At 61.1% G+C, this 12543-nt stretch carries 7 protein-coding genes and 2 tRNA genes; 2 read left to right on the top strand and 7 right to left on the bottom strand.

Going from position 1 to position 12543, the window contains the following annotated elements; genetic code table 11:
- Nucleotides 1-51 precede the first annotated feature (51 nt).
- Nucleotides 52-1953 (top strand): potassium transporter Kup, encoded by a 1902-nt coding sequence (locus HBR93_RS00785; RefSeq protein WP_169959690.1) that lies wholly within the window; start codon nt 52-54, stop codon nt 1951-1953.
- Nucleotides 1954-2153: 200 nt separating this feature from the next.
- On the opposite strand, the gene HBR93_RS00780 is transcribed toward HBR93_RS00785, so the two are convergent.
- The 4 genes from HBR93_RS00780 to HBR93_RS00765 form a co-directional block, all read right to left on the bottom strand.
- Nucleotides 2154-3434: a virulence factor family protein gene (locus HBR93_RS00780; protein WP_169959689.1), complete on the bottom strand. Its 1281-nt coding sequence runs from the start codon at nt 3432-3434 to the stop codon at nt 2154-2156.
- Nucleotides 3434-6076, bottom strand: coding sequence for a bifunctional lysylphosphatidylglycerol flippase/synthetase MprF (gene mprF, locus HBR93_RS00775; protein WP_169959688.1), 2643 nt, complete (start codon nt 6074-6076; stop codon nt 3434-3436). Before mprF ends, HBR93_RS00780 begins: the two co-directional genes overlap by 1 nt.
- 279 nt (nt 6077-6355) lie before the next feature.
- Nucleotides 6356-6432 (bottom strand) — tRNA-Met (locus tag HBR93_RS00770).
- 194 nt (nt 6433-6626) lie between these two features.
- Nucleotides 6627-6703: transfer RNA gene (locus HBR93_RS00765), tRNA-Met, on the bottom strand.
- Between the two features lie 291 nt (nt 6704-6994).
- Here HBR93_RS00765 and dinB point away from each other — a divergent pair.
- Entirely contained in the window at nt 6995-8053 is a 1059-nt protein-coding gene (gene dinB / locus HBR93_RS00760; protein ID WP_057439370.1) for a DNA polymerase IV, read from the top strand.
- 137 nt (nt 8054-8190) lie between these two features.
- Here dinB and HBR93_RS00755 read toward each other — a convergent pair whose 3' ends face one another.
- The 3 genes from HBR93_RS00755 to HBR93_RS00745 form a co-directional block, all read right to left on the bottom strand.
- Nucleotides 8191-9144 carry a hypothetical protein gene (locus HBR93_RS00755; protein WP_057958637.1) on the bottom strand — a complete coding sequence of 318 codons (954 nt, stop codon included), beginning with the start codon at nt 9142-9144 and terminating at the stop codon, nt 8191-8193.
- A 20-nt stretch (nt 9145-9164) separates the two neighbouring features.
- Entirely contained in the window at nt 9165-10880 is a 1716-nt protein-coding gene (locus HBR93_RS00750) for a proline--tRNA ligase (protein WP_169959687.1), read from the bottom strand.
- 129 nt (nt 10881-11009) lie between these two features.
- Nucleotides 11010-12542 carry an AmpG family muropeptide MFS transporter gene (locus HBR93_RS00745; RefSeq protein ID WP_057958638.1) on the bottom strand — a complete coding sequence of 511 codons (1533 nt, stop codon included), beginning with the start codon at nt 12540-12542 and terminating at the stop codon, nt 11010-11012.
- Nucleotide 12543: the final 1 nt, after the last annotated feature.

The following is a 12543-nucleotide window of genomic DNA, read 5'->3' as shown; positions in this document are numbered from 1 at the left end:
ATAGCTGTGCTGTTTATAAAAGACCTCAGGTCAAAAGGGCAGGAGTGGTTGATGGGTCAGGTAAATAGTCAGGCGGCAGGTGCCGGGCATTCCAGCGCAAAGCCAATCGGCATGTTGGTGGCGGCGGTCGGGGTGGTTTATGGCGATATCGGCACCAGCCCGCTCTACACCCTTAAAGAGGTGTTTTCCGGCAATTACGGGGTCCAGGTCAATCATGACGGCGTGCTGGGGATCCTGGCGCTGATTTTCTGGTCGCTGATCTGGGTGGTGTCCATCAAGTACATGTTGTTCGTGCTGCGCGCCGACAACCAGGGCGAGGGCGGCATCATGGCCCTGACGGCGTTGGCCCGACGGGCGGCGGGCAATCACCCGCGGCTGCGCAGTTTCCTGGTGGTGTGCGGCCTGTGCGGCGCGGCGTTGTTCTATGGCGACAGCATGATCACCCCGGCGATTTCCGTGTTGTCGGCCATCGAGGGCCTGGAGCTGGCGTTCGACGGCCTGGAGCATTGGGTCGTGCCCGTGTCACTGGTGGTGCTGGTGGGGCTGTTCCTGATCCAGAAGCATGGCACCGACCGCATCGGCAAGCTGTTCGGGCCGGTGATGGTCACCTGGTTTTTGGTGCTGGGTGGCCTGGGTATCTATGGCATCGTCCAGCACCCTGAAGTGCTTAACGCGATGAACCCGATGTGGGGCGTGCGCTTCTTCATGGTCCACCCGGGTATCGGCGTGGCGATCCTCGGCGCCGTGGTGCTGGCCCTGACCGGTGCCGAAGCGCTGTATGCCGACATGGGCCATTTCGGCCGCAAACCCATTGCCCGCGCCTGGTTTATCCTGGTGCTGCCGGCCCTGGTGCTCAACTATTTTGGCCAGGGCGCGATGCTGCTGGGTGACCCCGAGGCCGCGCGCAACCCGTTCTACCTGCTGGCGCCAAGCTGGGCACTGCTGCCGCTGGTGGGCTTGTCCACCCTGGCCACGGTGATTGCTTCCCAGGCGGTGATTTCCGGTGCGTTCTCGTTGACGCGCCAGGCGATCCAGCTTGGTTACATCCCGCGCATGCATATCCAGCACACCTCCAGCGCCGAGCAAGGCCAGATCTACATTGGCGCGGTGAACTGGTCGCTGATGGTTGGCGTGATCCTGCTGGTGCTGGGCTTCGAGTCTTCGGGCGCCCTGGCCTCGGCCTACGGGGTGGCCGTGACCGGGACCATGCTGATGACCACGATCCTCGTCTCCGCGGTGATGCTGCTGCTGTGGAAATGGCCGCCGGTCCTGGCAGTCCCGGTGTTGCTGGGCTTTTTGCTGGTGGATGGCCTGTTCTTTGCGGCCAACGTGCCGAAAGTAGTGCAGGGCGGTGCGTTCCCGGTATTGGCGGGGATCGTGCTGTTTGTGCTGATGACCACCTGGAAGCGCGGCAAGCAATTACTGGTGGAGCGCCTGGACGAGGGCGGGCTGCCGCTGCCGATCTTTATCAGCAGCATCCGCGTCCAGCCGCCCCATCGCGTGCAGGGCACGGCGGTGTTCCTCACCGCCCGCCCGGACGCGGTGCCCCATGCTTTGCTGCATAACCTGCTGCATAACCAGGTGCTGCACGAGCAGGTGGTGCTGCTGACGGTGGTCTATGAAGATATCCCGCGTGTTCCGGCCCAGCGCCGTTTCGAGGTGGATTCCTATGGAGACGGTTTCTTCCGCGTGATCCTGCACTTTGGCTTTACCGATGAGCCGGACGTGCCCGAAGCCCTGAAGCTGTGCCATCTGGACGACCTGGACTTCAGCCCTATGCGCACCACCTACTTCCTCAGCCGCGAGACGGTCATCGCCTCCAAGCTCGAAGGCATGGCGCGCTGGCGCGAAGGGTTGTTTGCTTTCATGCTGAAGAACGCCAACGGCAACCTGCGCTTCTTCAAGCTGCCGGTGAACCGGGTGATTGAGTTGGGCACCCAGGTAGAAATGTAGATCCAACAAAAAGCCCCCGTTGCCTTGCGGCAGCGGGGGCTTTTTGTTGTGCTGGCTATTAACCTGCAATGCGATCAACTGTGGGCGCTGGCTTGCCTGCGAGGGTTCATGATGACAGATGAACACCTGGCACCCCGGGGCGTGCCTACTGGCGTCATCGCAGGCAAGCCAGCTCCCACATTGACCGAGTCCATCAGACGTTACTCTGCCTTGACCTGACGCTTCTCGATGATATCCACCAGGCGCTTGGCCAATGCCGGGTAGTTTTCGTCGAAGTGATGGCCGCCCGGTAGCTTCATGGCTTCGCCCACAGCGGTCTTGTCGGTGCAGCCGCTCTCGTCGACTTCTTCCTCACCGTAGATGCACACCACCTTGGCCGCTGGCAGCTTGGCCATTTCCGGGCCGGTGGCGGCTTCCTTGCCGGCGTTGCCCAGCCAGCCTTCCACTTCGATTTCGAAGCTGCCGGTGCGGGCAAAGGCCAGCAGGATAATGGCGTCGACCCGCTGCTGTTCGGCTTCCGGCAGGCGGTTGTAGATAGCTGGCAGTACATCGGCACCGAACGAGTAACCCGTCAGCACAAAGCGTTTGGTGCCCCATTTCTGCCGGTAGTGCTGCATCAGCTCGGTCAGGTCTTTGGCGCTCTGTTCCGGGCTTTTGTGCTGCCAGTAGTAGCGCAGGGTGTCGACGCCGACCACCGGGTAGCCGATCTTCGCCATCTCGCCGGCCACGTCGCGATCGAGGTCGCGCCAGCCGCCGTCGCCGGAGAGGAACAGGGTCACGGTGTCCTTGGCCTGGCCGGCCGGTACTTCGACCACCGGGATCGCCAGGCCGCCATTGTCCGACCCCACCAGTTGCTTGCGCAGTTCATTGTTCAGCACTTGCGGGTAGTTGATGTCGTAGTCGCTGATGCTGGTGGTGGCACGCGGGGTGTCGCGTACGAAACTGGCGCTTTCGTCGTCGGGGTTGTCGTTCCAGGCCACCAGCCAGTTGCCGTGGGCGGCGGTTTTGGGCAGTGGGTCCGTGCAACCTTCCTGGACCAGGGCAAAGCCCACCGAGATGGCGTTGGCCTTGTCGTCGTTCTGCGTCGCCAGCCAGCGCCAGGCCAGGCCAGCGCCAGGGCCGATGCCGCTGACCAGGGTGGCCGGGCCCTTGAGTTGGCCCAGGGCCGCTTGCAGGGCTTGTTCCTGCAGTTTGCAGTCTTCCTTGGGCAGGATCACTTGCACGATCTGGGCACTGCCGCCCTGGCTCAAGGCAATCAGTTGGTGATCGGTCAGGCTGGCGTCGGCCATCACGGCGACCGCTACGCGGGCCTTGGTGGTAGTGCCAGGTGTTACGCGGGTCATGCTCGAGCCGTCGGCCTGGGGCAACTGTTCCAGGGTCGGTTGAGGAGCAGGGCGATTCCAGTACCAGTAGCCGCCACCCAGGATCAGGGCCAGCACCACCAGACCTGCCAATACATACCGCCAGGAGCGTCGAATCATCAGCGTTTCACCAATCCAGTCAAGCCGCCCGCGATCAGGGCGGCGGTATCGGCCAGTGCCACCAGCGGATCAAGTCCTGCGGGCACGGCCATGTAACGAGGTTCCCAGTCAGGCTGGAACTTGTCTTTGAAGCGGCGCAAACCTTGGAAGTTATACAGTTGCTCGCCACGGCGGAACACCATCGAGCCCAGGCGCTGGGTCAGCGGTGCGCCACGACGCGGTTGCAGGCCCGACAACGGCACCATGCCGAGGCTGAAGCGTGCATAGTTGTGGCTTTTATAATGCTGGATCAAGCCGATCATCATGAACTCCATGGTCTGCTTTGGCGCGTCGGGGTGCGCGCGCATCAGGTCCAGGCTGGCCAGGTCATGGCTGTAGGTCTCCAGCAGGTTGGCGAAGGCCACCGGCTGCCCCTCGAAGCGAATCACCGCGATGCGAAAATGCTTGAGGTATTCATCGCTGAAGCGGCCGAGGGAGAAGCCCTTTTCCCGCACGTTCTTGCCGGTCAGCCAGGCATCGGAAATGACTTTCAGCGCGTCCATGGGCGCCTGCCCCGGCTCGAAGATTTCCAAGGACAGGCCGTCCCGCGTCCCGCGGTTCCAGGTGTAGCGCAGGTCCTTCATCTCCTTGCCCTTGGCTTCCAGGTCAAAGCGCTTGAGATCGACCCGGGCTTCTTCGCCCAGCTTGATCGCCGTCAGGCCGATGTCCATATAGAAGGGCAGGTTCTCTGCGCGCACCTGGTAGAACACCGGGCGGGCGTGATGGATGTCGCACAGGTCGCGGAACTGCCAGATCATCTCGGCCCGTGGCTGGGTCGGGCCGATCGGGTCGTACAGCGCCACCAGGCTGCGGCCACGGCGGGCATACATCAGGAAGGCTTCGTCGTTGGGGTGGAATAGCAGGGCCTTGTCGCCGGTCAGGGCCAGGCCGCCGTCGGGTTGCGACGAGGCCATCAGGATCTTGGTGGCCCGCTCCAGCTCATCGGCGCTCGGCAGGTGGATCACCGGGCGGGCGGTGCGCAACAGCCAGGTCAGCGAGACAATCACCAACAGGATCGCGGCACCCAGCAGTGAGCGCAGGCCACGCGGGGCGTTGGCGTCGAGGGTGAACTGCCACCACAGTTGATGGCTATAAGGCACATCCTGATAGGCAAACAGCAGCAGCCAGATCGACGCACCGAGCACGCAGACGCTGGCCACCAGGTACAGCGGCGAGAACGGCAACTCGGTCAGGCGGCTGGCACGGTAGAACGAGCGGCGGAAGATCGCTAGCAGCACGGCGGTTATGGTCATCAGGCTGGCTTCTTCCCAGTCGAAGCCTTTGAGCAGTGAGAGCAGGGCGCCCACCAGCAGCAGCACCATGGTCAGCATCCACGCTGCCGACAGGCGCCGACGCAGGCCCTGGGCCAGCAACAGGCACAGCACGCCGATCAGGCTGGCGCCAAAGTGCGAGGCGTCAATCAGGCGGTGGGGAATCAGGAAGCCGATGTTTTCCAGGCGTGAGTCGATTTCCGGGGTGGCGCCGGAGAACAGCAGCACCACCCCGGACAAAAAAACCAGCACGGCCAACACCGGTGCCGCGAGGCCCGAGGCCACCCGCAGGCTCTGCTGGGTCTGGAACAGACGCTGAGCCTCGCTGATCAGTAGGAAGATGCACGCGATCAACAGCGGCAGCACCACGTAGATCATGCGGTACAGCAGCAGTGCGGCGGCCAGCGGTGCGGCGCCGAGCGTATCGGCAAATGCGGCCAGCAGGATCGCTTCGAATACCCCAACGCCGCCTGGTACATGGCTCAGGACACCGGCGGCAAGTGCCAGCAGGTAAACCAGCAGGAACGGACCGAATGGCGGCGCTTCTGGCAGCAGCAGATAAAGCACGGTAGCGGCGGCGGCGACGTCCAGGGCGGTGATGATCAATTGCAGGAAGGTCAGTCGGCGCCCTGGCAGGCGCAAGGTGCGGCGGCCGGCCCGGACCAGCAGGTTGTCGGGATAGGGCTGTTCTGGCAGTCGACGGCGGTAAATCCCGATACACAGTACGATCGAGAGCAATAGCACCGCACCGGCGATCCCGCCGAGCAACGTTGCGGGTAAGTGCAGGGCATTGGAGGCGGCGGGCAGGTTGCTGAGGGTGGCCAGGGCGGCGAGCGGCGGTAGGGCACAACCCAGGGCCAGGCTGGCAAACACGGTCATCCGGGCAACTTCCGAAGCCCCGACGCCATGCCGTGCATATAAGCGGTAGCGCACCGAGCCGCCGGACAGCATCGACAGGCCAATCGCATTGCCAATGGCGAACGCGGTAAAGCCGCCGTAGGCCAAAGTCTTGGCCGGCAGTTTTACCCCGGCGTAGCGTGCGCCGGAAAATTCGTAGCCCAATAGAATGATGAAACCGGCAATTGCGGCGGCGAAGGCGCCCAGCAAGGCGGGCTTCGGCACTTCCAGGATCGAGTCGTGGAGGGCGTAAAGGTCCAGCTCTAGCAGCAAGTGGCGGCAAGCGATCAAGGCAATGGCAAACAGCAGCAAAGTGACCGCCAGCCCAATGGGTTGGCGATACTTGCTCAACAGATCCAGCCAGCGCAGACGGGTGGAGGCGATCGGTTGTGTGGCTGTGACGGTGTCTTGTGGTTCAGACGAATTGGCGCGCATCAATCACCTCGTGGATTGTGCGCGACAGGATGGGGGTATCCAGCCAAGTTACCAATCCCTATGTACAAAATAATTACAAATAGTAACGCGGATCACCGGGTCCGGCGACAGCGTCCATTGGTCGCGCAAAAATGGGCTCGACACATGAGCATAGCTTGCAAATGGACGGGCTCTGAAACCCATGGGCGGTTTCATCAAAGATGCCATGCCATTGTTTCAAAAGAACTTTTCCATCAGACACAAAAAAGGCCACTCTTTCGAGTAGCCTTTCTTGATGTTTGGTTGCGGGAGCCGGATTTGAACCGACGACCTTCGGGTTATGAGCCCGACGAGCTACCAGACTGCTCCATCCCGCGTCTGTGGGCGGCATTCTACAGCGCAACGACGAGGTGTCAACCGTTAATGGCATAAAGGGCCAAATAACTGCAAATTAGCCTAAGTGCTCGATTGAACACGACTTTTCACTGCGTCGGCATATTGCATCAGGCGGCAGGGCAAAAACCTGCGCGCACAAAAAAGGCCACTCTTTCGAGTAGCCTTTCTTGATGTTTGGTTGCGGGAGCCGGATTTGAACCGACGACCTTCGGGTTATGAGCCCGACGAGCTACCAGACTGCTCCATCCCGCGTCTGTGTGTCGGCATTCTACAGAGGAATGACACGGTGTCAACCGCGGATTCAAAGAAAAGCGCTTGTGCTTCAATCGCTTAGCTCTCCAAATCAACTGCTGGAACGGTTTGCGGCCAGTCTGGCCGTGGCTTCCAGCTCTATTGGGGCGTGTTCTTCGATTGAGAAAATAAATTCATCCGGGCTTTTTCCTACCGCTTTGTCAGATGATTCAAAGTACTGGTGCTATATACAGGTGTGAATGCGATACTGGCGATCCGTCCACTTTATGTCCTGATCACGCCTCTCTTTATATGACGCAGCGCAAAATCATCCACGTCGACTGTGACTGTTTCTACGCTGCCATCGAAATGCGGGATAACCCGAGCCTGGCGCAAAAGCCCCTGGCGGTAGGTGGCTCGGCGGACCGGCGCGGGGTGATCGCCACCTGCAATTACGAGGCGCGGGCCTATGGCGTGCGGTCGGCCATGTCTTCGCGCCATGCGTTGAAACTGTGCCCCGACCTGACCATCGTCAAGCCGCGTATGGATGCCTATAAAGAAGCATCGAAAGAAATCCACACGATTTTCCGTGACTACACCGATCTGATCGAGCCGTTGTCGCTGGACGAAGCCTATCTGGATGTTTCCGATTGCGCGCATTTCGGCGGCAGCGCCACGCGTATTGCCCAGGATATCCGTCGGCGGGTCTCCAATCAGTTGCATATCACGGTTTCTGCGGGGGTGGCGCCGAACAAGTTCCTGGCCAAGATCGCCAGCGACTGGAAAAAGCCCAATGGACTGTTTGTGATCACCCCGGATCAGGTGGAGGACTTTGTTTCGGCGCTGCCCGTGAGCAAGTTGCATGGCGTCGGCAAGGTCACTGCTGAAAAACTGGCGCGGCTGGGAATAGAGGACTGCCTGCAACTGCGCGAGTGGAACAAGTTGGCGCTGGTGCGGGAATTCGGCAGTTTTGGTGAGCGGTTATGGAGTTTGGCGCGTGGGATTGATGACCGTGCGGTGCATAACGACAGCCGCCGGCAATCCATCAGCGTAGAGAATACCTACGATGTCGATCTACCGGACCTGCCCAGTTGCCTGGAAAAACTCCCTGAGCTGATGGAGACCCTGGCCGGGCGCATGCAGCGTATCGACAGCAGTTATCGGCCGGGTAAACCCTTTGTCAAAGTGAAGTTCCATGATTTTACCCAGACCACCCTGGAACAGGCGGGGGCAGGGCGGGACCTGGAGAGTTACCGGCAGTTGCTGACCCAGGCGTTCAATCGCGGGGGTAAGCCGGTGCGATTGCTGGGGATTGGTGTGCGCTTGCTCGATTTGAGCATGGGCAATGAACAGCTGGAGCTGTCCTGGTAGACGGCTGAAGGTGGGCCTTATGTGGGAGCGGGCTTGCCCGCGATGGCAGTGGGTCAGTCGAATAAATCTAACCTGACACTCCGCTATCGCGGGCAAGCCCGCTCCCACACAAGCCCGCTCCTACATTGAGTGCTGCCTCAGCGGGTACCCGGGTCAGCCACCAGACGGCCGCCATCCTGGGTCAGCGCCTTGAGAAATTCCTGCTGCAACTCCGGATCATTGCGCGTCAGTTCAATCAGGCTCTGTTCCAGTTCGCTGGCTTCTTCTTCCAGGCCCAGCTCCGACAAGCGCTTGACCCGATGCACCCATTGGCTGACTTCGTCATCCTCCAGGTCGTCGTAGATCAAGGCATGGGCTTCCAGCAGCTTGCCGCGCAAAGTGGTGCTGATGGCCAGGGATGAGTCCGAGTGCACGTCGTCCTGGGCATCTTCAATGCTGATCCGCAAGGTGCGGACCTGGCTCAGGTCCTGCTCGGCAAACGGGCTGTCCAGCAGGTTCAGGCGCAGGACGCCATTGCGGTCGGTAGTCATCTCGTGGGTCTGCTTGCCGGCCTTGACCTGCACCGGTCGCTCGCTCCACGGCAGGCTGGTGTATTCCAGGCGGCGGTCACGCTGGATTTCGTCGATGCCTGCCAGGTTCTGCTGCGCCCGGCCGTGTGACTGCACGTTCATGAACGGGTTGAGCCCGGCCACGCCGTAGCTGATCCAGTCATGGGTCATGCTGTCGGGCAGGTTGCCCAGGGCAAAGATGTTCGCCACATTGGCCCCGGCGCCCGCGACCACTGCCACGGCACCCAGCGGGATCTCATAGAGTTCGCGCCAGGGCTGGTAGGGCGTGTAGCGATCATAGTGGCGCGTGACTTCAAACTCAGTGACTTCGAAAGTCCGCTGTTCATGAATACGCACGCGGCGTTGCGGCAGCTCAAGTACTTTGGGTTCGCCGACATCAATCTGCAGGCTGTGGTCGAGCAATTTGCGCTCGATCCGTTCCTCGTGCTCGCTACGCTGCGACATGTGATTGGCGCAGCCGCTGACCAGCAGGGCGCCGCACAAGGCGGCGCCCCCCAGGGCTTTGGTGTTTCGCTTGAACATGACTTCTCTTGATCTGGTTTTCAGCGACGAATACGCGCCTGAAGGAAGGGCAGCACGTCAGCCACCGGCAACGGTTGGGCTTCGGCTTCGGTCCGGCTCTTGTATTCCAGATTGCCATCGGCCAGGCCGCGGTCACTGACCACGATCCGGTGAGGGATGCCAATCAGTTCCATGTCGGCAAACTTGATGCCCGGGCTGGTCTTCTTGTCGCGATCATCAAGCAGCACTTCGAAACCGGCGGCCGTCAGTTCGGCATACAGTTTGTCGGTGGCTTCGCGAACCTGCTCGGTTTCGTAGCGCAGCGGTACTAGGGCGATCTGGAACGGCGCCAGGGTGTCGCTCCAAATAATGCCTTTCTCGTCGTGGTTCTGCTCGATGGCAGCGGCCACCACGCGGGAAACGCCAATGCCATAGCAGCCCATTTCCAGGGTCACCGGCTTGCCGTTTTCGCCCAGCACTTCGCACTTCATCGCCTTGCTGTACTTGTTGCCCAGCTGGAAGATGTGCCCCACTTCGATGCCGCGCTTGATTTCCAGGGTGCCCTTGCCGTCCGGGCTTGGATCACCGGCCACCACGTTGCGCAGGTCGGCCACGGTTGGAACCGGCAGGTCACGCTCCCAGTTGACGCCGAAGTAGTGCTTGTCGTCGATGTTGGCACCGATACCGAAGTCGCTCATCAGCTCGACCGAGCGGTCGATGATGATCGGCAATGGCAGGTTCAGCGGGCCCAGGGAGCCGGCGCCGGCGCCAATGGCGTCACGCAGTTCGGCGTCCGAGGCCATGACCAGCGGGCTGGCGACGCCAGGTTGCTGGGCAGCCTTGATTTCGTTGAGTTCGTGGTCGCCACGGATCACCAGGGCGATCAACTTGCCTTCTTCCTCGGCATGCACGATCAGGGTCTTGATGGTCTTTTCAATCGGCAGATTGAATTTTTCGACCAGGGCCGCAATGGTCTTGGTGTCTGGGGTATCGACCAGGCGCAGTTCTTCAGCCGGCGCAGGACGGGAAGTTTCCCGTGGCACCGCTTCGGCTTTCTCGATGTTGGCCGCGTAGTCGGAGCCGTCGCTGAAGACGATATCGTCTTCGCCGGACTCTGCCAGCACGTGGAACTCATGGGAGCCCGCGCCGCCGATGGAGCCGTTGTCCGCTTCGACCGGACGGAATTTCAGGCCCAGGCGGGTGAACACGTTGCAATAGGCCTGGTGCATGCGGTCATAGGTGACCTGCAGCGAAGGCTGATCGGCGTGGAACGAATAGGCGTCCTTCATGATGAACTCGCGGCCACGCATCAAGCCGAAGCGTGGGCGGATTTCGTCACGGAACTTGGTCTGGATCTGATACAGGTTGAGGGGCAGCTGTTTGTAGCTGCTCAACTCGTTGCGCATCAGGTCGGTGATCACTTCTTCATGGGTCGGGCCTGCGCAGAAGTCGCGGCCATGACGATCCTTGAAGCGCAGCAACTCAGGGCCGTACTCTTCCCAGCGCCCGGATTCCTGCCACAGTTCAGCCGGCTGAGTGCTCGGCATCAATACTTCCAGAGAGCCGGCGGCGTTCATTTCTTCGCGAACGATCGCTTCGACCTTGCGCATCACCTTCAAGCCCATGGGCAGCCAGGTGTACAGGCCTGAGGCCAGTTTGCGGATCATACCGGCGCGCAGCATCAGCTGGTGGCTGATCACGACCGCGTCGGAAGGCGTTTCTTTCTGTGTGGCGAGCAAATATTGACTGGTGCGCATGGTAGGCCGTTGTCGGTTGCTTGGACTTGAAGTGACCTGGGATTGTACGGGCGGTCGCCGCCAGAGTACAGGCATCAGGTGGTGACTGGATTTCTGTGGGGTGCTGGCTTTAGCCAACCCCCACAGGTATCAGCCTTCTTCGGGCGGGTTCAAACGGATCCGCCGGCTTTCCTGGTACCAGTGCAAGGCAATCAGCAGCAGTGTCGGCACACCGAGCATCGCGGTGATCAGGAAGAAGTTGTGATAGCCGAACTTTTCCACCATGACCCCCGAGTAACCACCGATCAGTCGTGGCAACAGCAACATGATCGAGCTGAGCAGGGCGTATTGGGTGGCGGAGAACTTCAGGTTGGTCAGGCTCGACAGGTAGGCGACGAATGCCGAGGTCGCCAGGCCCGAGCTGAAGTTGTCCAGGGAAATGGTGAAGATCAGCATCTGCAGGTCGGCACCCATGTCGGCGAGCATCAGGAACAGCAAGTTGGTGCCGGCCGAGGTGATGCCACCGATAAACAGGATTGGCAGGATGCCGAATCGCACGATCAACAGGCCACCCATGCCGGCGCCGACCAGGGTCATGATCAGGCCGAAGATCTTGCTGACACTGGCGATCTGGTCCTTGGTGAACCCCTGGTCGATATAGAACACGTTGGCCATCACGCCCATCACCGTGTCCGACATGCGGTAGGTGGCGATCAGCCCCAGCAGCAACAGGGCCTGCCAGCGGTAGCGCAGGATAAAGTCGTTGACCGGCGTCAGCACCGGCGCCAGGCCTCGACGGCCCATGGCCGAGAGGCACAGGGCGGTGAGGGTGATATAGAGGATGGCGCGCAGGAAGGCGCGGTCTTCCAGCAGCAGGTCGAGCAGGCTCACGCCTTCGAACAGCACGCTGGCGAAATCGGTGTTGTACAACTGGGTGAACATCGCCGGGACCGACACCAGCAGGACGATCAGCACAAACACCGACATCAGTTGGTGGGCAAACGTGTAGCGCCCGGCCTGCAACTGGGTGCGCAGGGGCACGTCGGGTTCACGCATGAAAAAGCTGGTGAGCAGGGCAGGGATCATCAACACGCCGAACAGCACGTAGGTGCCGGTCCACGCCGAATGCTTGTAGTTGAAGCCGGTGGAACCAAAGCCTTCGGCAAAGAACAGCGCGCCCGCCGTGGCCAGCAGGGCGGCGATGCGGTAGCCGGACATATAGCTGGCGGCCAGCGCGGCCTGGCGGCTGTCATCGGCGATTTCCAGGCGATAGGCGTCTACCGCGATGTCTTGGGTTGCGGAGGCGAACGCAACGATAACGGCAATGGCGATCAGCCACGACAGGTGTTTCTGCGGGTCGCAGAAGCCCATACCGATCAAGCCGAGAATTACCAGGGATTGGGACAGCACCAACCAGGAACGACGACGACCCAACTTGCCCAATAGCGGCAGGCGCCATTGGTCCAGCAGGGGTGACCAGACCCACTTGAACGCATATGCCAGGCCGATCAGGCTCGCATAGCCAATGGTCTCGCGTGCCACACCGGCTTCGCGCAACCAGACTGAGAGCGTCGAGAACACCAACATGTAAGGCAGACCGGCGGCAAAGCCGAGCAATAACAGCACTAACGTCGAGGGGCTGGCATAGGCAGCGAGCGCGGCGCGCCAGGTTTTACGGGGCATG

Origin of the sequence: Pseudomonas sp. WS 5411 (assembly GCF_012985595.1) — a bacterium.
GTDB lineage: Bacteria > Pseudomonadota > Gammaproteobacteria > Pseudomonadales > Pseudomonadaceae > Aquipseudomonas > Aquipseudomonas shahriarae.
Note: the sequence above shows the minus strand (reverse complement) of the source record. Positions and strands in the feature narration are given on the sequence as shown.

Bases quoted from the DNA above. Each gene is read 5' to 3' on its own strand.
- HBR93_RS00785 (WP_169959690.1), top strand. From the start codon at position 52: ATGGGTCAGGTAAATAGTCAGGCGGCAGGTGCCGGGCATTCCAGCGCA.
- HBR93_RS00780 (WP_169959689.1), bottom strand. From the start codon at position 3,434: ATGATTCGACGCTCCTGGCGGTATGTATTGGCAGGTCTGGTGGTGCTG.
- mprF (WP_169959688.1), bottom strand. From the start codon at position 6,076: ATGCGCGCCAATTCGTCTGAACCACAAGACACCGTCACAGCCACACAA.
- dinB (WP_057439370.1), top strand. From the start codon at position 6,995: ATGACGCAGCGCAAAATCATCCACGTCGACTGTGACTGTTTCTACGCT.
- HBR93_RS00755 (WP_057958637.1), bottom strand. From the start codon at position 9,144: ATGTTCAAGCGAAACACCAAAGCCCTGGGGGGCGCCGCCTTGTGCGGC.
- HBR93_RS00750 (WP_169959687.1), bottom strand. From the start codon at position 10,880: ATGCGCACCAGTCAATATTTGCTCGCCACACAGAAAGAAACGCCTTCC.
- HBR93_RS00745 (WP_057958638.1), bottom strand. From the start codon at position 12,542: ATGCCCCGTAAAACCTGGCGCGCCGCGCTCGCTGCCTATGCCAGCCCC.